Origin of the sequence: Halodesulfurarchaeum formicicum (assembly GCF_001886955.1) — an archaeon.
In the GTDB taxonomy this organism is placed as follows: Archaea; Halobacteriota; Halobacteria; order Halobacteriales; family Halobacteriaceae; genus Halodesulfurarchaeum; species Halodesulfurarchaeum formicicum.
Genome location: NZ_CP016804.1, coordinates 1,025,157 through 1,044,804 on the forward strand (window position 1 = coordinate 1,025,157; position 19,648 = coordinate 1,044,804).

Genomic DNA, 19,648 nt, shown 5'->3' on the forward strand with positions numbered 1-19,648 from the left:
CGATCCCGGCAGGTACAAGGCCGCACACATTCGAGAATAGGCCATGCTTGGGAAGGTTTCGCCAGACGACCTGGCGGCCCACGTGTTTCAGCGACAGGGCGCGGATCTAGAGTCGGTGCTCCAGGGGCCAGCCTACGGAGAGGACGCGGCTGCAATTGAGGTGCCCGAAGGAACGCTCGTCGTGAGCTCCGACCCGCTCTGGTTCGCCGTCGATCGAGTAGGGACACTGGGTGTCCACGTCGCCTGCAACGACGTCGCCGCCTCTGGCGGGGATCCGACCTGGATGACCAACGTCGTCTTCCTGCCCGCAGACGCCGACTCCGCCACGCTTGAACGTATTACCACTCAGATCGACGAAGCGGCCGAATCCATCGGCGTCGCCGTCGTGGGAGGCCACTCGGAATACAATCAACAACTCGATCGGCCGCTGCTCATGATGACCTGCATGGGGATGGGCGACCCCTACGTGCCGACCGGCGGCGCGAGTCCGGGCGACGAACTAATCTTGACCCAAGGGGCCGCCATCGAAGGGACGGCCATCCTCGCCTCGGACTTCGAGTCGGAACTTCGTGAGAAAGGGGTCGACCCGGCACTCATAGCGGACGGTGTAAGTTTCTTCGAGGACATCGGGGTAACCGACGACGCGGCCGTATTACGTTCCTTTGCGACCGGAATGCACGACCCGACCGAGGGTGGGCTTATCGACGCGCTGCTCGAGATGGCGAGCGCTTCCGATGCCTCGATCGAGGTCGATCCCGACGCCGTCCCGATCCGGGAAGCGACGGCCGTGCTGACCGATGCGATGGGCGTCGACCCGTTCCGGATTTTCGGGTCCGGTGCGCTACTCGCCACTGTCTCTGCTGCTGATCTCGACGATGCACTCGCGGCCCTGCAAGCGGCGGGCATCGAGGCGGCTCACATCGGTTCCGTCGTCGAGGGAACACCCTCGACGCTGACTCTTGGTGAACGGGTTTTCACTGAGCCGGTCCGTGACGACATGTACCAACTCTGGGAGTAGCGACCGTTCTGATTCGGAAGGGAACGGAAAGAAGTAGCGGGAGGTGGATTTGAACCACCGCTCTCCGGCTCATGAGGCCGGCGGAATCTCCAGGCTATCCCATCCCGCTATCATCACGTATGGTGGGGGACGGAAAGAGGGTTGTGATTTCCCTCCGGGCGTGACAACGCGTAACGACCCGCACAATTGGGTGACGGCGGCCGTTTTTCCCCAACTAATCACTCGTTTCCGCCGGTAATCCAACACAAACCCGATCGAAAGGGCGGACAAACGAACTCGAATTCGGGTTAACAGAGCGAAACCGGCGTTGAGCGTCCTGCGGGTATATGGCCCTGTGTGGCCTCTACTCGGCTGTCATGAAACAGGCACTGTCGATTCTCGTCGTCCTGTCGGTAGTCGCCGCAGGCGTCGTACCGGCAATGGCCGTCGCCGGGTCGGCCAGCCTCGACGCGACCGCGGAACAAGCCCAGACCACGACCGCTGAGCCAATCGCGCCGGGCGCAGTCCTCTCGGGCTCGATCGGTGCACAACAGGCTGAATTGCAGGGCGCAGTCGAACAGCGAGCTTTCGCCCTGAAGATCGCGGCCGGTGGCGGAAACGAGACACGGGCCCGATTGCTCGCGACGGAACAGCGGGCACTGGAAAACCGCTCACAGCATCTCGAACAGCGACTCCAGGAAATGCAGCGAGCCCACCAGAACGGGACCATCTCGACGGCTCGCTACCAGGGCGAAGTGACCGGGCTGGTCGCCCAGACCCGGACCCTGGAGCAGTACGCGAACCTCACGGAGCGAACGGCCCGGAATATCCCCGCTGATATCCTCGAACAACAGGGCGTCGACGTCCAGGCGCTCGCCCAGATGCAGGAGCGTGCCAGAACGATGGCCGGTCCAGAAGCCGCTGCGATGGCCCAGCGTATCGCCGGGCCATCGACGGGCCACTCGTACGGCCCACCCCAGCACGCGCCTGGCGGTCCATCTCACGGGGACGGAATGAACCGGCCGGACGGATCGACACGAACACCCATGATGGGAGCGAACACGACTGACGATCGAACGACTTCGCCAACTGACATCGCCGGCGGTACGACCACAGACCGCTAAAATCCCATGACAACGGACTCACGCTGGGCGAACGCGCACCGAGTTGGAACGATAACCCTCGCGGTAACGCTCGTGCTCTCCCTGGGAATCGGGTCGAGCGTGGTCGCCGCCCAGGAGGCCCCCTCCGAGCCATCAGTCGTCGTGGACCTCAAGGCCGACGGGACCGGTGACCTGACCCTGGTCCTCACGCGAGACCTCACGAGCGACGTGGAAAAGCAGGCCTTCGAGTCTATCAGCGAGAACGAAACGGCCCGGGCAGCGATCGAAGCGCGATTCGCCGACCGAATCGGGGCCCTGGCCGAGTCGATCAGCACCTCGGTCGAGAGGGAGGTGACGGTGTCCGAGACGAGTATCGACCTCGCGACGACCCAGGACGGTGAGACCGGTGTCATCCGCCTCTCGGCGACCATCGAGGGACTCGCGCTCGTCGATGGGGATCGACTGGTCCTCACCGAACCCTTCGCCAGTGGCTTCTCCGCTGACCGACCGATTATCGTGCATGTGCCGGAGGGCTACACCGTCGAGCAGGTCCAGCCGACCCCTGATGCCCAGAACGGGACGACACTCGAATGGACGGCTGGGGCTGACGTTACTGATTTCGAACTCGAGCTAACCGCCGACTCGTCAGCGACTTCGACCCCCGGATTTGGCTTCGCCGCGGCGAGCATCGCACTCCTCGGGGCAGCCCTCCTCGGTTATCGACGTCGCTGATCAGCCACAAACTCTTACGTTGCTCCCAGTCTCGGTTCCAGTATGGACGCGGGCGCAGAGCGGACACAATTCGAGACGGCCGCCGCAGATCACGACGTGACGGTCACGCGGACACGAGCAGCGAACTTCGCGTCGACCCTCGAAGGGGTTGTCGAATATCCGGCCGTGGGTGTCTCACTCCCCATCGATGGGGTGTCACTCGCAGATACAGCAGTGGAAACCACGTTGACGCCCGCGAAACTCGACACCGCGCGAACCGGCGTCACCCCCGTTTCGTTCGGAATCGCAACGCTCGGAACGGTATTCATCGAAAGCACTACTGACGGGGCCGAACCGGTGAGTCTGTTCCCCGAACGGCATGTCGCCGTGCTGGCAGCGAGTGACGTGTGTCCGGACCTGGCCGCAGCCGTCGATCGATTCGGCGAAGAGTTGGCCGCAGGCCCGTCGAGTGGGATTTTCGCCACTGGTCCGAGTGCGACCGCCGATATGGGCGGACACGTCCAGGGCGTCCACGGTCCGAGTGACGTGCACGTAATCGTGGTGGACGACCGATGACGGAGGAATCGAGGGGACAGACGGCTGCCCACATCAGGGACGTGATGACCACCGATGGGGCGGCCGTCAACGAGCAGATCCGAAATCTCAACGCCAATCGATACGAGTCTGTCGCGGCGTTCGATGATTACGAAACCTGCCGAGAGCGTGCGCGGGAAATCAAGGAACGAGCAATCGAGAACCTCCCGACGTTGATCGAGACGGTGACGGAGCAAGTGGAGGCAAACGGCGGGCACGTCCACGTCGCGACGGATGGGGCTGCAGCGAACCGCTACGTACAGGACGTGCTCGACGAGCAGGCGGGAGAGACGGTCGTCAAGTCGAAATCGATGACGACCGAGGAGATCGGGTTGCGAGAACACCTCGCCGAGGCGGGTGCAGACGTCTTCGAGACGGACCTGGGGGAGTTCGTGATCCAGCTCGCCGAGGAGTCCCCATCCCACATCGTCGGGCCGTCGCTTCACAAGTCCCGCGAGGAGATTGCGACCCTCTTCAACGAACAGTTCGATCCTGACTCCCCACTGGAGACCCCAGCCGAACTGACTGCGTTCGCCCGGGAATACTTGGGGGAGCGGATGAAGGAGGCGGATCTGGGGATTACCGGCGCGAACTTCGTGCTCGCCGAGAGCGGGTCGGTCGTCCTCGTCACAAACGAGGGGAACGCCCGCAAATCCGCCGTGGTTCCGGACACGCACGTGGCGGTGGCAGGCATCGAGAAGCTCATTCCCTCGATCGAGGAATTACACCCGTTCCTCGAACTCATCGCGCGCTCCGCGACCGGCCAGGACATCGCACAGTACGTTTCGCTGTTGACTCCCCCTGTCGAATCACCGACACTGGATTTCGACCGACCGGACCAACCGATCGACGCGACCGACGACGACCGGGAGTTCCACCTCGTGCTCCTCGACAACGGGCGCACGGCAATGCGAGAGGATCCCCACCTCCGGGAGACACTCTACTGTATCCGGTGTGGGGCGTGTCTGAACTCCTGTGCGAACTTCCAGCAGGTCGGGGGGCACGCCTTCGGCGGTGACACCTACACCGGCGGGATCGGAACCGGCTGGGTAGCCGGACTCGACGGCCCGGACGCCACGGCGGCGTTCAATGATCTCTGCACTTCCTGTTCGCGGTGTGTGCCGAACTGTCCGGTGAAAATCGACATCCCGTGGATCAACACAGTGGTCCGGGATCGCCGAAATAATGGTAACACCCCGGACGCAGTCGATCATTTGATCGATCCGCTCGTCCCCGATCAAGAGTCCACGGGCCTGGATCGCCAGAAGCGTTTCTTCGGGAACATCGATACCGTCCTTCGGCTGGGGTCAGCCCTTGCGCCGGTCTCGAACTGGGCGCTCTCCCTGCCGGGCGTGGATCGGCTCCTCGAATCGACTGTTGGGATCGACCGTCGGCGCTCCTTGCCACAGCTGGCGACCGAGACGTTTCGTTCTTGGTGGGCGGACCACCATGAGGACCCGGATTCGGCCGACACGACGGTCCACCTCTTCGTGGACCTTTACACGAACTACCTGTATCCGGAACGGGGGAAGGCAGCGGTTCGACTCCTCCGGGAACTCGATCTATCGGTCGAGGTAACTCCGGTTCTCCCCTCCGGGCGGGCCCCGCTCTCACAGGGGATGATCACCACGGCGACTGAGCAGGCAAATGAGGTCGCCGAGGCCCTCGAATCGCCAATCGCTGCGGATGAACCCGTTCTCGTGATCGAGCCGAGTGACCTGGCCCTGTTTCGCTCCGAGTACTCGAAACTCCTCCCGACCGAGACGGCCGCAAAGATCGACGCCGGTACGGCTGGGATTCTGGAGTACGTTTCACCCCTGATCAAATCCCACACCGAGATTGAATCCGGAGCAAGTGGCGAAATCGTCTTTCACAGCAACTGTCAGCAGCGGACGGCCGGGTTCGAGGAACCGACCGTCGAGGCGCTCGAAGCGCTCGGGTACGACGTTCGAACGACCGACGTGGAGTGCTGTGGGATGGCCGGGAGTTTCGGCTACAAATCCCAGTATTACGAGCTAAGCATGGCTGTTGGCGACGACCTGGAACCGCAGGTCGCCGATACAGACGTCCTGGCGAGTGGAACCTCCTGTGTGGCCCAGATCGGGTCGCTTACTGATGGGGACGAGCCGCCGCACCCGGTCGAACTTGTCGAGCGGGCCTGGGCGGAACACCGGTCCTGACCGCGGGCGAGTTCGAAGTCCATATATTCACCACAGGCAACATCTACACAGAGAATGGTCCATGTAAGTGTAATCGGTTGCGGGCACCTCGGCAGTGCCGTAATCAGGGGGCTGGCACGATCCGGGGCACACGAGATCACAGCGTGTGACGTGAGTGAGGCCGCACTCGCCGGCGTGAGCGAGGCGGCCGACCAAACGACCACGGATCTGACGACGGCCGCCGAGGCTGAAGTCGTCGTGCTGGCCGTCAAGCCGGGAACGGTCGGGACTGTGCTGGACGAGTTGACGCTCTCGTCCGATCAAACGTTGCTCTCCTTTGCGGCCGCGGTGCCGGTCGAATTCCTCGAATCACGAACCCAGGCCACGGTCGTTCGGGGAATGCCGAACCTGGCCGCCGAAACCGCGACGATGGCCTGTGCAGTCACGCCGACAGCAACCGACCAGGTGGCTGCGATCCTCTCAGATCTCGGCGAGTTCGTCGAGATCGAAGAGGCCCAGATGGACATCGCCACTGCCGTCAACGGCAGCGGCCCGGCCTTTGTCTTCTATCTGATCAAGGCTCTTGCAGCGGCCGGGGTCGAGAGTGGGCTTGACGAGGCCGAGGCCCGTGTGCTTGCGGCCCAGACGTTCAAAGGGGCCGCAGAGACCGTCCTCCAGTCCGAGGAAAGCCTGGAGGCACTCATCGACGCTGTCAGCTCGGATGGTGGCACGACCATCGAGGGCATGGAGGTCCTGTGGGACAGCGACGTAGACACCGTGCTCGGCGACGCCGTCAGGGCCGCCGAGGACCGTTCGATCGAGATTTCGAGGGAGTTTCAACATGACTGACCGACCAAATACTGAACTGATCGAGGAGACCCGCCGGCTCGCTGCCGAGGCCGACCGCGTGGTGGTCAAAGCAGGGACGAACTCACTGACTGACGAGGAGTCGAATCTCGACGACGAGAAACTCGACAAACTCGTCGATGACATCATGGACCTCCGCGAGCGAGGCAAGGAGGTCATGCTCGTCTCGTCGGGGGCAATCGGGGCCGGCAAGGGGCGGGTCGATCAGCCGGCCGAAACCGTCGAGGACATGCAGGCGGCCTCGACCGTGGGCCAGAGCCACCTCATGCGCCGGTACACCGAGAGCTTCGAGCGCTACGACCAGAAGATCGCCCAGATCCTGCTGACCCAGGAGGACCTGGTCGATACGGACCGGTTCTCGAACTTCCGGAACAGTCTGGAGACGCTGCTGGAGTGGGGTGTCGTCCCAATCATCAACGAGAACGACGCCATCGCCATCGAGGAGATCAAGATCGGCGACAACGACATGATTTCGTCCTCGGTGGCAGTCGGGGTCGACGCGGATCTGCTGGTCACGCTGACCGACGTCGGCGGCGTGTATACGGGCAATCCAAAGGAGGACCCGGGGGCCGAGAAAATCGAGGCCGTCGGGGAAAACTACGCCGAGGTCCAGCAAATCGTCCAGCACAGTTCGACCGCCGAGTTCGGGGGCATCAGGACGAAGGTTCAGGGGGCTCGGGAGGCCAACGAACACGGCATTCCGGCCATCATCGCCGAGTCGACGGAGCCGGACGTCTTGAAGAAGATCGCGAGCGGAACGGCCGTCGGGACGCTGTTCCTCCCCGTAAACGGCAAGACCTCGGAAACAGTGGGTGAAACCGATGAGTGAGTACGACACCGAAGCGAAAGTCAGTGCGGCGGAAAGTGCCGCTCTCGAACTGGCACAGACCTCGAATGAGACCCGCAGCGACGGACTGCGGGCGATCGCCGACGCCATTCTAGAACGCGAGTCCGAGATCCTCGAAGCGAACGAGAAAGACGTCGCCGAGGCCGAGGCGATGCTCGAGGCCGGGGAGTACAGTCAGGCACTCGTCGATCGACTGAAGCTCGATTCGACCAAGCTGGAGAGCATCGCTGAGATGGTACGCAGCGTCGCTGACCAGGAGGATCCGCTCGGCAAGACCCTGGCGGCACGCGAACTGGACCAGGACCTCGAACTCTACAAGGTCGCGGTCCCGATCGGCGTCCTCGGGACGGTCTTCGAGTCCCGTCCCGACGCGCTGGTGCAGATCGCCGCGCTCAGTCTGAAATCCGGCAACTCCGTCATCCTGAAGGGCGGTAGCGAGGCCCTGCACTCCAATCGGGTCCTCTATGACATCATCGAGGAGGTCACCGCGGACATCGCGGATGGCTGGGTCCAACTCATCGAGGCCCACGCCGAGGTCGATGCCGTTCTAGAGATGGACGAGCAGATCGACCTCCTGATGCCCCGGGGGAGCACCGAGTTCGTCCAGTACATCCAGGACAACACGAAGATCCCGGTGCTCGGCCACACCGAGGGGATCTGTCACGTCTACGTCGACGACGCGGCGGACCTGGAGATGGCGACCGACATCGCCTTCGACGCGAAGGTCCAGTATCCGGCCGTCTGTAACGCCGTCGAGACGCTACTGGTCCACGAACAGGTCGCCGAATCGTTCCTCCCCGAGATGGTCGAGCAGTACGAGTCCGCTGACGTGGAAGTTCGAGGCGACGAGCGAACTCGCGAGATCGTTGACGTGAACGCCGCCACCGCGAGCGACTGGGAGACCGAATACGGCGATTTAATCATCTCGGTCAAGGTGGTCGAGGAACTCCCCGAGGCCATCGATCACGTCAACACCTACGGCTCGAAACACACCGAGTCCATCGTGACCGAAAACGCCGACAGCGCGGCAAAATTCATGCAGTCCATCGACGCGTCGAGTGTCTTTCACAACGCCTCGACGCGCTTTGCGGACGGCTACCGCTACGGCCTCGGTGCGGAGGTCGGCATCAGCACGGGCAAGATCCACGCCCGCGGTCCCGTGGGGCTGGAGGGGCTCACGACGACGAAATACTACCTCGAAGGCGACGGCCAACTCGTCGCGACCTACGCTGGCGACAACCCACGGCCGTTCACCCACGAGGAGTTCGACGGCGAGTGGGTTCCCGGAACGCGCTCCCGGAACTGACGGAACGACACCGGGAATTTTGGTCCGCTGACTCGTTTTCGAGGCCATGAGTGCACAGTCCCTGACTGTGGAGACGACACAACGGCTCGAAGTCACAGACGTTACCGACCAGGTTCGGGCGGCAATTCCGGAAGGAGCGACCGGGACTGTGACCGTCTTCAGCAACCATACGACCACCGGAATCACGGTCAACGAAGGAGAGGAACGGCTTCTGAACGACTTCGAATCCGCGCTCGATTCACTCGTCCCGGACAGCGGCTGGGAGCACGATCAAATCGATGCCAACGCCGACAGCCACATCCGGGCCATGCTGGTTGGCCCGAGCGAAACGATTCCCGTCGCAGATGGCAAGTTGCAACTGGGAACCTGGCAGTCGGTCCTCCTCGTGGAATGTGACGGGCCGCGAACTCGCACGATCCAGGTCCTCAGCAGCGAGTGACGAGGCCAAGAACAAAGTCAGTCGACCCGAACTGAGCCTATGGCGATGGATCACGTCGAGGCCCTGGAGTGTACTGTCTGTGGGGAGACCTACGACCCGGACGCGCCGATCTACACCTGTCCGAACCACGATGGCGTCACCGGAATCCTCGAAGTCGTCTACGACTATGACCTGATCGACGAACGGTTCGATGCTGACCTCGACGGCCACATCGAGAGCCAGTGGAAGTACGAGGCTTTCCTCCCGGTCGACGAGGAGGCCGAGATCGTCACGCTCGGGGAGGGCGGAACCGACCTCTTCGAAGCCCCGAATCTGAGCGCCGAACTCGGGGTCGAGACGCTCGTCAAAGACGATGGACGAAATCCCACAGGCTGTCTCAAGGATCGGGCGACGAGCGTGGCTGTGACCAAAGCCGTCCATGCCGACCAGGACGTCCTCACCTGCGCCTCGACGGGGAACGCTGCCGCGTCGCTCGCGGGGTACGCCGCGAGAGCCGGCCTCGAGGCCCGGATCTTCGTCCCCGAAGACGCGCCGGCTGGCAAACTCGCCCAGCCGCTCGTCTACGGGGCCGACGTCCTCGCAGTCGAGGGTTCCTACGACGAGGCCTACGATCTCAGCGTCGCGGTCACCGAGGCCTACGGGTGGTACAACCGCAATGCTGCTATCAATCCCTTCCAGGTCGAGGGCAAACGAACGGTCGGTCACGAACTGGCCGAACAACTCCACGTTCGTGGAGAGATGGCCGATTGGGTCGCCTTCTCGATGGGCGATGGCTGTACCATTGCAGGCGCGTGGAAAGGGCTCAAAGAGTTCGCCGACCTGGGCTACGTCGAGGATACCCCGAAGCTGCTCGGTGTGCAGGCTACGGGAGCCGCTGCCATCCACGACGCGTTTCACGACCTGCCCGAGGGCGAACCCGTCGCGGAAACCCTCGCGGACAGCATCGCCGTTGGTCGCCCTCGGAACACGGTGAAAGCCGTCCGTGCGCTCAAGGAGAGTGAGGGCACGGCCGTCCGCGTCTCCGACCAGGAGATCCTCGAGGCCGAAGTGCTCCTTGGCAGCACTGAGGGGATCTACACCGAACCAGCAGGCGGAACTGCACTGGCGGGAGTCAAAGCCGCCATCGCGGACGGACCCATCGAACCGGACGAAACAGTTGTCGTCGTCTCGACTGGCTTCGGGCTGAAAGACACGGAGAGCGCGAGGCGTGCGACGGGTGAAGTCACACGGATCGAACCCAGCATCGAGGAGGTAAACGCCCTGTATCGCGAGTGATTTCGCTCGGTCAAATTCTGCTTTGACCGTCCAAAGACGTATTGGTGATTCGACCTGAAGCTGTGTCAATGACTCCCATCACACGCCGCGAGACGCTCGCGGCGGCGACGACCGGCTTAGTCGCGCTGGCTGGGTGTACCGGGTCTCGGGAAGTAGAATCTGAACCCGATCCGGACGAAAAGCCCGTCGACTTCGAATTCCAGTCCGCCAGACTGGCCACTGGAGAACCGATCGTCGAGCCCGAAAAGCGAGCGGAGACGACAGTTCGGCCACAGCGGGCCCGGCATTATTCGGATTACCTCGCGACGGCCGAGGATCTCGATGCCGTCGACTTCGCCACGAACGAGGCAGCAACAAAACTTCGAGATTACGCCCGCGAGACGAACTTCGAGACCGAATCGATCTTCCTGTGGATCAGCGGTGTAAACGAGTGTCACGAAATCGTCCTTCGGCAGGCGACCGTCGACGATGATGGGGACCCTCACTTCGATTTCTGTCGAGCGGTTCGATCTGCAGACGTCGCTTGTTCGAGCGAGCGAACGCACACGGTCGGGTTCGCGGTTCGATTACCGGTCGATGGGCGTGGCGTTTCCGGACATGGAAGCGGGATGAGCAGCCGTTGTCGAGGTCGACCGGACCCAACCATCTTCGACGGCACTGTGACGGTCCAATCGGGTGATGCGGAATGAAAAGTCGGCGTCAGTTCCTCGGCAGCCTGGGACTGGGGGCGGTGGCCGGTCTCGCTGGGTGTCTATCGCTCGATGGTGGGTCCGATGATTCAGATTCCGGGATCGAGGCCGAGGATCTGCAGGGGTGGGAGCCCGACACGTTGCCGACCCAGACGGTGCTTCCATTCGACCTGGCGCCCGACCTACAGGAAGCCCATCAAACTCGTGCGAGCGCGCTCGTCGAATCGGTCCCGGCCGATCCATCGATCCCCAACGGCCACATCGCCCAGCAGATCACCACGGACCGGGAGCACGTTCGCTCCCGGCTGGAGACGGAGCCGGATGGGAGACCATTGGAGACCCTCGAAAACAGGCAACGAACTCGGACCAGTGCGGCCGAACTGTACGGTGCCTATCGGGCGGCCACTGGCAACGACGACGGTGGGGCGGTCTCGCGCCGTCGCCGGGAGAGCCGCGAAGCGTGGTCCTCAGTTTCTACCGCGATCGAATACGAGGCGAGCACGCCCGTCGAAGCGGTGCTCGTCTACGCCCCGATCGAACGTCGACTCGAACAGGCCCGCCACGAGAGCGAACCACAGGAGGCGTATCCCGATCGACCGCTGTCGAACGTCGAACAGGCCGGAAACGCGTTCGAAGCCGTCGAAACGGCCATCGCTACGGTCGAATCGGCCCGCGGGATCCGGAATCAGTACCTCGAAACCCGACCGAACGCCTCGCCACAGTGGAACCGGCTGCTTCGCAGCCTCAGAGACCTCGAAATCTCGGTGAGTCGAACCCAAAGCGAGCGTGTCGACCTTCCCGAGAACCCGTCGATGGACGAGTTCGATGGGATCGAGCTATCCGACATTCAACGCGAGTTGCTACACACCGCGGACCGTGAGCTCCGATACAGGGGCGACTCCATTCGGAATCGAGAGACCAACGGACAGCCAGCGTTCGCCGTCCTGGAAGCCGGCCGGACGCTGGCAGGAATCGCCGCCTACGAGGCGGTGGCCGAAGGTATCCGAGATGGGACGATACCAGACGCCTCGACCGAGACGTCCGTCAAGACGGCTGCAGAGACGGCGGTGACGGCTATCGAAACCCTCCTGGACGGTGATTATCCACGGCTTGGATTCGCGGTCGCAAGACCTGCCCGGATCGCCTACGAATCAGCGGTTCGACGGCTGGATGACGGCTATTACGATGTCGAGGGGATCGAAGCCCAGTTCAGGTTTGCGACGGTGTCCGCCCATGCCGTGGCCGAAGCCGTCCCATTCGTCGTGTCGGCCCTCGGGGACTGATAACCAACCACAAGGAGAAAGGAAAAGAGGGGAAGATCGCTGGTCCCCACTCTGGTCCCGATCAGGCGACCGAGGCCTGTCGTTCCTCACGAGCGCGCTCGTCGGACGATTTCAGGCGGTAGAGGCGAAGTTTCCCGTGGGAGTAGATGATTTCCTCGATCAGATTGCACTCTTTGAGGGTCTCGGTGGCATCACGGACTGCCAGAAACGGCAGATGCGTTCCTTCGATCAGGTCGTCCTGGGTCATGAACGGCTGTTCAGCCAGTTTTTCGTAGACGATCTCGGTGTGGGGCGCGAAATCCTGGGCACAGTCGGGTCGTTCCATACCTACTGAAAGGCCAAAGAAGGGGGTAAACCCGTTGGCCAACTGATTGGGTACGTTCAAAAGCAGTCTGGATTCGATATCGCTGCTCGTGCCGACGTGTGTTTGTGGCCGGTTAATCGACGTATTCTATGACCCGGGCCATTCCTGCTTCGAGATGATAGAGGTTGTGACAGTGGAACAGCCAGTCACCAGGATTGTCGGCCACGAAGTCGAACGTCTCCTGGCCCATGTGGCCGGGGACGACGACGGTGTCTTTGACTGCATCACCCACCTGGAAGAAGTGCCCGTGGAGATGCATCGGATGGGGGACCGGGCTTTGATTGGTCATCCGGACCCGCACGTGTTCGCCGGACCGAATTTGAAGCGGATCCGCCTCCGGGTAGGCCTGGCCGTCGATCAACCACTGGCCGGATGGACCGCCGGGCGAGAGCGACAGGTCGAACGTCCGATCCGGATTGCCACTGACACCGGAAAGCGGCGAGCGGGCCCGGAGATCGCCGTAGGAAAGCAGGTTATTGCTTTGGGACGGCCCAACTGGCGAACTCGGCTCGACGCCGTCGTACGTGATCGCTGCTCGTGCCGGCGGTTCGGATCCATTGAGGGGCGTGGCACGAATCTCCCAGGTTCCCGGATTCGTCGCTTCAAGGATCGTGTCGTATCGCTCGCCGGAGCCGAATTGAAAGCCGTCGACGGTGACTGGGTCGACGGGCCGTCCATCGGCATGTGATACCGTCATCGGGTGGCCACCCAGTTGGACCTGAAAGAGTGTGGCGCTGCTCGCGTTGATGAACCGAAGGCGGACACGCTCTCCCTCGCGAACGTCGAATACCGCTGGATCGGCGGCCGATCGCCCGTTGACCAGCAACCCGGCATAGGGTGGTCGCTGGGTGCCCATCATCCCCCCGGAGCCAAACGAGTCTTCGCCGAAGAGCGGTTGGGGTTCGCGAGTCAGGTAGTCATCGAGGACGATCGTGTATTCCCGGTCGTATTCGACGTGCGGGTCAGACTCCTCGATGATGAGCGGCCCGAAGAGTCCCCGGTCGAGTTGGAGGCCGACGTGGCTGTGATAGAAGTACGTCCCTGGTGGCTCGGCCCGGAATTTGTAGGTGAACGACTCACCGCCTGCAACTGGCTGTTGTGTGACCTGCGGAACGCCGTCCATCTCGTTGGCCACGGGGACGCCGTGCCAGTGGATCGTCGTCTCCGCCGGCAGTTCGTTTTGCAATTCGAAAGCGACCACGTCCCCCGCTTTCGCCCGAAGTTCCGGGCCCGGAAACTGGTCGTTGTAGACCCAGGTTTCCGAGGCGAGGTCGCCACCCGGCTGAACCGTTCCACTCGCTGCACGAACGGTGGCCTCGTAATCTGCCGGGTCTGCAGGCGGCGTTTTGGAGGTAATTGAAGGGGTATCTCCGTCCTGGGATGGCCCGTCGAGGCTTGCACACCCCGCGAGTGCCCCAAGCCCCGCTGCACCGAGTGTCTGGAGGAGTCGTCTGCGTGTGCGCGAGGGCTGTTCACTCATTGTACACCAGGCCTGTGTGTCGACACCGATTCCCCGTCGCCGCCCGAATCGCGTTTCGTCCGAGCGGGGTGGCACTGCGTTCTCATTCAGTAAACACAGGGGCGTCACGAATATACGTGGTGTGGCCGCCGAACCAGGTCCCAACAAACTCAATCCAACTGGTCGAACGGCTGCTGGATGGAAGTTGTGATCAGCACGAGGTCGAAAAGCGGGTATTGAATCAGTATCCACTCACGTGGCCACACTGCCCACGTTAAAATCTACCAGTGGTTCGTCAGCGCTGGTCGTTCAGCAGAGCCAACGGGTCACTCGCTGGCTGTTGGATCGGGCTCCATCGCGTCTGAGGATGTCACCGAAACGGTCCCATCGCCACTAACCTGGACGTTGTATCCGTTGTACTTGAAGCTCACACGAACGTCCTCCGAGGAGTGGGCCATGAGTGCGTCTAGTGCATCCGGATCAATCACGTCGTAAAGCGGCGGTGAGAGTGACTCAGGGGATTTGCCCGATTTCTGGGCCACCGCCTCGATTACACGATATGCCAATCCCTCGTTGTCCATCATGGCTGAGTATTGGCTAGATTCTTAAAGCCGTTTTGTTATCATCGAGGAATCACCGGCGAATCAGTGGAAATTTGGAGATTCATAGCTGTTTTCGTGAAATATTTTGAGCTTGGCAAATGGATATCACCCACTCGTGGAATCGTCCCATTGAGCACCTAACTCGGATCCTGTGTGGGGGGGTCGGGGTGTCATTGGAGATGCAATCTATTTCCCGCAGATCAACTTCGAGTGGACGAACGTTCCGGGATTTCGCGAGCAGGGACCAAGACGATTCGAAAAATGCGGACGAAAACTGCCGCGTAGATCCCATAATGGTTACCGAAATCACAAGTTATTTCCTGGCATGCATGCTATTCATTAGCGGGGGAAAGGGGAAATACCGACTCCATGAATTCACAATCCGGACAGGCCCAGACTGACAAGAACGACCTGGTATTCGAGACGCTTTGTGATCGGTATCGTCGCCACATACTGTGTTTGCTTGCGGAGTCCGATTCGGGGCCAGGCAAGGACCGATACGATCTCGACCAGCGTCTCGACATCGATGCGGATTCCGAAACGATTCGCACAGCGCTCCATCATACCCACCTGCCACGGCTTGCCGACGCCGGGTATATCGAGTGGGACCGAAAGAGCAGTTCGATTGCCAGGGGACCACAGTTCGACGAAATCAAGCCCGTCGTGACACTGTTGGACGAGCATCGTGATCGGCTTCCTGCTGAATGGCCGTAGAAGTTGTTTTCGCTTGCCAAATTGAGGTGAAAGCTAGACGATGGAACCAGTGTCCGAGATGCCATAAGGCGGATGCAAATTTGACATCCTTTCACCCCTGAAAGAGTGGGCTTCCGCTCGCTACGTGTCAGAGCAACGCGACCTGCACGAGTGAAAGCACTACGAGAGGAATGTGGAACGAGGCGTGGCTCACCATCGCCGCTTCGAGACTTTTCTGCCAGTAGAGCCAACCAAACAGGATTCCAGCGATTGCGTTCAGAAGGATTGTTCGAGCGATCAGTGCCGGTGTGAGTGTGATAGACTGTGCGAGTGCCGGGAGGTGCCCGACGCCGAACAACACGGCCGAAACCACGATCGCAGTCCACATGACACCCGGACCAGGGTTGTTCGTTCGACGGCCGGTGACTCGCCAGGCCACGAACGCAACCATGGACAGCAGCCCAAACCGGAGCATGAGTTCCTCGGTAATTCCTCCATAGAGAATTCGAACGGGAACGTACGCGAGAACGGACATCACGGTCGGTCTGTTCGCCCCGATCACAGTTTGGGGCAGATCCTGGGCGATAAATGGCATCAGCATTGTGTCGAGGACGACGATTGTGACTCCGCCGATGACCCCGATTCCGACCGCCAGCAAGACTTCCTCACGGAGCTGTCGCCAGATTCCCGCATCGGTTCCCAGCTGGTTGATGAGATACGATTGTAATCCCACTCGCGGGGCTGCATACGCGCCGAGCAGACACGCGACGCTGAGGAGAAGCAAGGGATTGATGGCAGAGAGAACCGCGAGGAGCGGCAGCGAGAGCCCGGTCGGAACGGCAGTCGGCGGCGTTGAGACGTAGATGTATCCGACAAGCGCGACGATCCCGGGGATCCCAGCTAGCAGGGTTACGCCAAAGCGTTTGCCGAAGGAGACACCGTACGTTGTAGACGACATACGTACGGAAACACTCGGTACCGAAATAACAGTTGTGTCACATTTGGACGCCGAGTTTCCAACCGGTCACGTTTCTACCACTGACTCGGGCCGTTCATAACCACTCCAAATTTCAGTAGTTACCGACCGTTCGGCTTTGAATTTGAGAACGAAGCCGGTGAAGGGATTTGAACCCTTGACCTAATCCTTACGAAGGATTCGCTCTACCAGTCTGAGCTACACCGGCACGCAACCATCCGTATTCGCAGTGAATGAATAAGACTTGCGATCGATTCGACCGACGGCGGGCTCAGTCGACCCGGTCCAGGTCCACGTCGAGGACCACGTTTACCTCGTGTGGGGCGTACGTTCGAACCTCGTGGCGGGTCCGAACGGTGACCTGGTACTCGGGTTCGGCAGCGTCTCGGATCGCCGCCTCGCCCGGTTCGAACGGGGCCGACTCGTGCTGGATGTCATAATAGTGAAGCCGGGCATGGTCGCTGGCGAGTGACACGGCAGTGTCGAGAAACTCGTCTGCGGAGTGGGGCAGGTTCATGACCAGGCGATCGGCCCAGTTCTCGTACTCCGGGGCCACCTTCCGGACGTCTCCGGCGATAGCAGTCACTCGATCTTCGACGCCGTTCCGCCGGGCATTCTCGCGGAGGAAATCGATCGCGACCTCGTTGACGTCAGTGCCGATCACCGTCGCGCCTCGTTTTGCCATCGGAATCACGAATGGTCCGACACCGGCGAACATGTCGAAGGCCTGTTCGTCCGGGGTGACCTGCGTGACGACCCGATGGCGTTCAGTCGCAAGTCGGGGCGAGAAGTACACCGAATCCACGTCCAGGAGGAACTCGGCGCCGTACTCGCGGTGGACCGTCTGTGTACTCGAACCCCGGAGGACATCCCAGTCACGGGTCCGGGTCTCACCTTTGACCTTCGAGGCCCGGTTGAGCACCCCATCGATCGGCAGGTCCGACTGCCAGAGGGCATCGGCGATCGCGTCTGCTCGGTCCGGGTCGTCCTCGTCGATGATCGCCAGATCGCCAAGTCGTTCGTAGCTGGGCTCCCAGCCCAACAGGTCCGCCGGCATTTGCTGTGTCTGTCGTTCGGGGGCGTCGTGAGAGACAACGTGCAGGTCCCCTGGGACCGCCGTCGGATCGGTGACGGGGATGTAGACCTGGTCCCCGTCGACGTCGATGTCCCACTCGGTCGCGAGCAGCCCAGCCTCGGCGAGTCGCTGTCTGGTAGCCTCCCCAGCCTGACGCTCGACAGCGACACAGGGGACGGTCATACTCCACGCTCCACGCCCGCCGGACATACACGTGGCGTTTTCCGTGGGTCGAAACGCCTACTGCCCTGGGTCCCCCAGCGTAACCATGCTCACTTTCGTCGGCCTGGGGCTGTACGACGAGCGCTCTGTCACCATCGAGGGACGGGACGCCATTCGAGACGCCGAGGCCGTCTTTGCCGAGTTTTACACCAGTCGACTCGTCGCGGCGACAGTCGAAGATCTGGAGGCCTACCACGACGTGACCATTCAGGTTCGGGACCGGGCTGGGGTCGAACAGGATCCGGAGCCGATCCTGGAAGCGGCCGAGACGGGGCCCGCAGTCTTCCTGACCGCTGGCGATCCGACCGTCTCCACGACGCACGTCGACCTCCGACTGCGCGCCCACGATCGAGATATCGAAACCCGGATCGTCCACGCGCCAACGGCCCAGACCGCGGCCAGCGGGCTGACCGGACTCCAGAACTACCGCTTTGGCAAATCGACGACGATCCCGTTTCCGTGGGCCCACGGGGCCGATGGCGTGCCCGACTCGGTCATCGAAACCATCGAGGCAAATCGGGAACGAGGGCTGCACACACTCGCGTACCTGGACATCAAGGCTGAATCAGCGGAGTTGATGGACGGCGCGACGGCGGCCGAACTTCTGACCGAACACTGGAACGGTGACGTGCTGGGTGTCGTGGTGGGCCGTGCTGGCAGTCCCGAGCCGACAGTCAAAGCGGCTAGTCTCGAAGCGCTCTCGGAACTGTCATTCGGTCCACCACCACACATGTTGCTCATCCCCGGAGACTTACACCCGATCGAAGTCGACGCACTGGCAGCATTCGGCGACGCGCCGAAAGACCAACTCGAATAGTCAGCGGCTGGCGACGATTCGCAACACGTCCTCGTCGGCAAGGGTGTGATCGCGACCGACCTGCTGTTCGTCGTGTTTCGCACTCGGACCCGTCACGCGAGCGAATCGGAAACGATCGTCGAAGGTCCCGCCGAGTTTCGAGAGCAGATCGCCGACCGTCTCGCCGGCGCGAAGGATCACTGGATCCTCGTAATCTACCCCTCGCCCCGGTTTGTCCATGTAGACCCGGATGAGTTCGAGTTCCTCCCACAGGCGTTCGACCAGGGCCTCGAGACCCTTCTCCTTCTCCGCGCTGATGAACACCGCATCATCCGGATCCACACCCACATCACGAAGGTTCGCCCGCATGGTGTCGGCGTAGCTCGGATCGATGAGGTCGACCTTGTTTACGACGGTCAGGGAAGGCAGGTACACCCGGTTGTCCATGATCCCGTCGACGAGTTCGTCGAGGTCCGGATCCCCGCGGATGGTGATGATCGCGTTGACGAAGCCGTGTTCCCGGAGCACGCCCTTGATCGTCTCCTCATCGAGGGAGAGTTCTGCGGAAGCGTTGACGTCGATCCCGTCCTTGCCTTTCTTTCGGACCGTGATCGACGGCGGTTCGGTATCCAGGCGGATGTCGTTGTGATAGAGTTCCTCGTCCAGCCGTTCGTACTGTTCGATCTCGAAGGCCGAGAGGAGAAAAACGATCAAGTCGGCCGTTCGAATGACCGAGAGCACCTCCCGGCCGCCACCTCGCCCACCGGCCGCCCCCTCGATGAGGCCCGGAACGTCGAGCAACTGGATGTTCGCCCCCCGATAATCGAGCATGCCGGGGTTGACATCGAGGGTCGTGAAATCATAGGAACCGACCTCGCTGTCGGCGTTGGTAAGCGCGTTTATCAGCGTCGATTTCCCCACGCTGGGAAAGCCCACGAGTGCCACGGTGGCGTCCCCGGACTGTTCGACGCCGTACCCGCCGCCTCCACTGCCAGAGTCCTGCTGGGCTTCTAACTTCTCCCGTTTCTCCGCGAGTTTCGCCTTGAGACGGCCAATATGCGCTTCGGTGGACTTGTTGTACGGAGTCTCGGCGATCTCCGTCTCGAGTGCCTCGATCTCCTCCTCAAGTCCCATCATCTCCCGGTATTCGGCAGGTGCCGAAAAGCTTGTCCCATCCGAGTCGGGGCCGGC

20 protein-coding genes and 2 tRNA genes are annotated in these 19,648 nt (G+C 61.8%); 14 read left to right on the top strand and 8 right to left on the bottom strand.

Annotated features, from left to right (window positions below; translation table 11 throughout):
- Positions 1-43 precede the first annotated feature (43 nt).
- The gene (locus HSR6_RS05375) at positions 44-1,018 is read left to right on the top strand and encodes an AIR synthase family protein (RefSeq protein WP_070364936.1); all 975 of its coding nucleotides are present in this window, start codon (positions 44-46) and stop codon (positions 1,016-1,018) included.
- 34 nt (positions 1,019-1,052) lie between these two features.
- Here HSR6_RS05375 and HSR6_RS05380 read toward each other — a convergent pair.
- Positions 1,053-1,127: transfer RNA gene (locus tag HSR6_RS05380), tRNA-Met, on the bottom strand.
- Between the two features lie 247 nt (positions 1,128-1,374).
- Here HSR6_RS05380 and HSR6_RS05385 point away from each other — a divergent pair.
- The 11 genes from HSR6_RS05385 (at position 1,375) to HSR6_RS05435 (ending at position 12,270) form a co-directional block, all read left to right on the top strand.
- Positions 1,375-2,121, top strand: coding sequence for a hypothetical protein (locus HSR6_RS05385; protein ID WP_148661809.1), 747 nt, complete (start codon positions 1,375-1,377; stop codon positions 2,119-2,121).
- Positions 2,122-2,127: 6 nt separating this feature from the next.
- The gene (locus tag HSR6_RS05390; protein ID WP_071933047.1) at positions 2,128-2,832 is read left to right on the top strand and encodes a DUF7345 domain-containing protein; all 705 of its coding nucleotides are present in this window, start codon (positions 2,128-2,130) and stop codon (positions 2,830-2,832) included.
- A gap of 42 nt (positions 2,833-2,874) precedes the next feature.
- A complete protein-coding gene (locus HSR6_RS05395; protein ID WP_071933048.1) occupies positions 2,875-3,387 on the top strand; it encodes an LUD domain-containing protein in 513 nt (170 codons plus the stop codon).
- Positions 3,384-5,585: an LUD domain-containing protein gene (locus HSR6_RS05400; protein ID WP_071933049.1), complete on the top strand. Its 2,202-nt coding sequence runs from the start codon at positions 3,384-3,386 to the stop codon at positions 5,583-5,585. Before HSR6_RS05395 ends, HSR6_RS05400 begins: the two co-directional genes overlap by 4 nt.
- Positions 5,586-5,639: 54 nt before the next feature.
- Positions 5,640-6,413: a pyrroline-5-carboxylate reductase gene (gene proC, locus HSR6_RS05405; protein WP_070364941.1), complete on the top strand. Its 774-nt coding sequence runs from the start codon at positions 5,640-5,642 to the stop codon at positions 6,411-6,413.
- Complete coding sequence (gene proB, locus HSR6_RS05410) at positions 6,406-7,260, top strand: glutamate 5-kinase (RefSeq protein ID WP_071933050.1); 855 nt, start codon at positions 6,406-6,408, stop codon at positions 7,258-7,260. Before proC ends, proB begins: the two co-directional genes overlap by 8 nt.
- Entirely contained in the window at positions 7,253-8,584 is a 1,332-nt protein-coding gene (locus HSR6_RS05415; protein ID WP_071933051.1) for a glutamate-5-semialdehyde dehydrogenase, read from the top strand. The genes proB and HSR6_RS05415 overlap by 8 nt, the downstream gene beginning before the upstream one ends.
- Before the next feature lie 46 nt (positions 8,585-8,630).
- Positions 8,631-9,023: a secondary thiamine-phosphate synthase enzyme YjbQ gene (locus tag HSR6_RS05420; RefSeq protein WP_070364944.1), complete on the top strand. Its 393-nt coding sequence runs from the start codon at positions 8,631-8,633 to the stop codon at positions 9,021-9,023.
- A 39-nt stretch (positions 9,024-9,062) separates the two neighbouring features.
- Positions 9,063-10,298 (top strand): threonine synthase, encoded by a 1,236-nt coding sequence (gene thrC / locus HSR6_RS05425; protein ID WP_071933052.1) that lies wholly within the window; start codon positions 9,063-9,065, stop codon positions 10,296-10,298.
- Positions 10,299-10,366: 68 nt separating this feature from the next.
- Complete coding sequence (locus HSR6_RS05430; RefSeq protein ID WP_071933053.1) at positions 10,367-10,987, top strand: hypothetical protein; 621 nt, start codon at positions 10,367-10,369, stop codon at positions 10,985-10,987.
- Positions 10,984-12,270 (top strand): hypothetical protein, encoded by a 1,287-nt coding sequence (locus tag HSR6_RS05435; protein WP_071933054.1) that lies wholly within the window; start codon positions 10,984-10,986, stop codon positions 12,268-12,270. Before HSR6_RS05430 ends, HSR6_RS05435 begins: the two co-directional genes overlap by 4 nt.
- Positions 12,271-12,331: 61 nt before the next feature.
- Here the strand turns inward: HSR6_RS05435 and HSR6_RS05440 are convergent, their stop codons facing one another.
- From HSR6_RS05440 to HSR6_RS05450, 3 genes are all read right to left on the bottom strand, one after another.
- Entirely contained in the window at positions 12,332-12,595 is a 264-nt protein-coding gene (locus HSR6_RS05440) for a hypothetical protein (protein WP_071933055.1), read from the bottom strand.
- 112 nt (positions 12,596-12,707) lie between these two features.
- Positions 12,708-14,114 (bottom strand): multicopper oxidase family protein, encoded by a 1,407-nt coding sequence (locus tag HSR6_RS05445; RefSeq protein WP_071933056.1) that lies wholly within the window; start codon positions 14,112-14,114, stop codon positions 12,708-12,710.
- Positions 14,115-14,419: 305 nt separating this feature from the next.
- A complete protein-coding gene (locus HSR6_RS05450) occupies positions 14,420-14,674 on the bottom strand; it encodes a HalOD1 output domain-containing protein (RefSeq protein ID WP_071933057.1) in 255 nt (84 codons plus the stop codon).
- A gap of 390 nt (positions 14,675-15,064) precedes the next feature.
- Here HSR6_RS05450 and HSR6_RS11450 point away from each other — a divergent pair, with 390 nt between their 5' ends.
- The gene (locus HSR6_RS11450) at positions 15,065-15,409 is read left to right on the top strand and encodes a DUF7344 domain-containing protein (protein ID WP_071933058.1); all 345 of its coding nucleotides are present in this window, start codon (positions 15,065-15,067) and stop codon (positions 15,407-15,409) included.
- Between the two features lie 127 nt (positions 15,410-15,536).
- Here HSR6_RS11450 and HSR6_RS05460 read toward each other — a convergent pair whose 3' ends face one another.
- The 3 genes from HSR6_RS05460 to HSR6_RS05470 form a co-directional block, all read right to left on the bottom strand.
- Positions 15,537-16,346, bottom strand: coding sequence for a CPBP family intramembrane glutamic endopeptidase (locus HSR6_RS05460; RefSeq protein WP_071933059.1), 810 nt, complete (start codon positions 16,344-16,346; stop codon positions 15,537-15,539).
- 152 nt (positions 16,347-16,498) lie between these two features.
- Positions 16,499-16,572, bottom strand: a tRNA-Thr gene (locus tag HSR6_RS05465).
- A gap of 63 nt (positions 16,573-16,635) precedes the next feature.
- Positions 16,636-17,622 (bottom strand): class I SAM-dependent methyltransferase, encoded by a 987-nt coding sequence (locus tag HSR6_RS05470; protein ID WP_071933060.1) that lies wholly within the window; start codon positions 17,620-17,622, stop codon positions 16,636-16,638.
- Between the two features lie 85 nt (positions 17,623-17,707).
- Between HSR6_RS05470 and dph5 the strand changes: the two genes are divergently transcribed.
- Positions 17,708-18,478: a diphthine synthase gene (dph5, locus tag HSR6_RS05475; RefSeq protein WP_071933061.1), complete on the top strand. Its 771-nt coding sequence runs from the start codon at positions 17,708-17,710 to the stop codon at positions 18,476-18,478.
- Here dph5 and HSR6_RS05480 read toward each other — a convergent pair whose 3' ends face one another.
- Complete coding sequence (locus tag HSR6_RS05480) at positions 18,479-19,591, bottom strand: OBG GTPase family GTP-binding protein (RefSeq protein WP_070364951.1); 1,113 nt, start codon at positions 19,589-19,591, stop codon at positions 18,479-18,481. It lies immediately after the preceding gene.
- Positions 19,592-19,648 lie beyond the last annotated feature (57 nt).

Coding starts and splice junctions, on each gene's coding strand:
- HSR6_RS05375 (WP_070364936.1), top strand. CDS start 44: ATGCTTGGGAAGGTTTCGCCAGACGACCTGGCGGCCCACGTGTTTCAG.
- HSR6_RS05385 (WP_148661809.1), top strand. CDS start 1,375: ATGAAACAGGCACTGTCGATTCTCGTCGTCCTGTCGGTAGTCGCCGCA.
- HSR6_RS05390 (WP_071933047.1), top strand. CDS start 2,128: ATGACAACGGACTCACGCTGGGCGAACGCGCACCGAGTTGGAACGATA.
- HSR6_RS05395 (WP_071933048.1), top strand. CDS start 2,875: ATGGACGCGGGCGCAGAGCGGACACAATTCGAGACGGCCGCCGCAGAT.
- HSR6_RS05400 (WP_071933049.1), top strand. CDS start 3,384: ATGACGGAGGAATCGAGGGGACAGACGGCTGCCCACATCAGGGACGTG.
- proC (WP_070364941.1), top strand. CDS start 5,640: ATGGTCCATGTAAGTGTAATCGGTTGCGGGCACCTCGGCAGTGCCGTA.
- proB (WP_071933050.1), top strand. CDS start 6,406: ATGACTGACCGACCAAATACTGAACTGATCGAGGAGACCCGCCGGCTC.
- HSR6_RS05415 (WP_071933051.1), top strand. CDS start 7,253: ATGAGTGAGTACGACACCGAAGCGAAAGTCAGTGCGGCGGAAAGTGCC.
- HSR6_RS05420 (WP_070364944.1), top strand. CDS start 8,631: ATGAGTGCACAGTCCCTGACTGTGGAGACGACACAACGGCTCGAAGTC.
- thrC (WP_071933052.1), top strand. CDS start 9,063: ATGGCGATGGATCACGTCGAGGCCCTGGAGTGTACTGTCTGTGGGGAG.
- HSR6_RS05430 (WP_071933053.1), top strand. CDS start 10,367: ATGACTCCCATCACACGCCGCGAGACGCTCGCGGCGGCGACGACCGGC.
- HSR6_RS05435 (WP_071933054.1), top strand. CDS start 10,984: ATGAAAAGTCGGCGTCAGTTCCTCGGCAGCCTGGGACTGGGGGCGGTG.
- HSR6_RS05440 (WP_071933055.1), bottom strand. CDS start 12,595: ATGGAACGACCCGACTGTGCCCAGGATTTCGCGCCCCACACCGAGATC.
- HSR6_RS05445 (WP_071933056.1), bottom strand. CDS start 14,114: ATGAGTGAACAGCCCTCGCGCACACGCAGACGACTCCTCCAGACACTC.
- HSR6_RS05450 (WP_071933057.1), bottom strand. CDS start 14,674: ATGGACAACGAGGGATTGGCATATCGTGTAATCGAGGCGGTGGCCCAG.
- HSR6_RS11450 (WP_071933058.1), top strand. CDS start 15,065: ATGAATTCACAATCCGGACAGGCCCAGACTGACAAGAACGACCTGGTA.
- HSR6_RS05460 (WP_071933059.1), bottom strand. CDS start 16,346: ATGTCGTCTACAACGTACGGTGTCTCCTTCGGCAAACGCTTTGGCGTA.
- HSR6_RS05470 (WP_071933060.1), bottom strand. CDS start 17,622: ATGACCGTCCCCTGTGTCGCTGTCGAGCGTCAGGCTGGGGAGGCTACC.
- dph5 (WP_071933061.1), top strand. CDS start 17,708: ATGCTCACTTTCGTCGGCCTGGGGCTGTACGACGAGCGCTCTGTCACC.
- HSR6_RS05480 (WP_070364951.1), bottom strand. CDS start 19,591: ATGGGACTTGAGGAGGAGATCGAGGCACTCGAGACGGAGATCGCCGAG.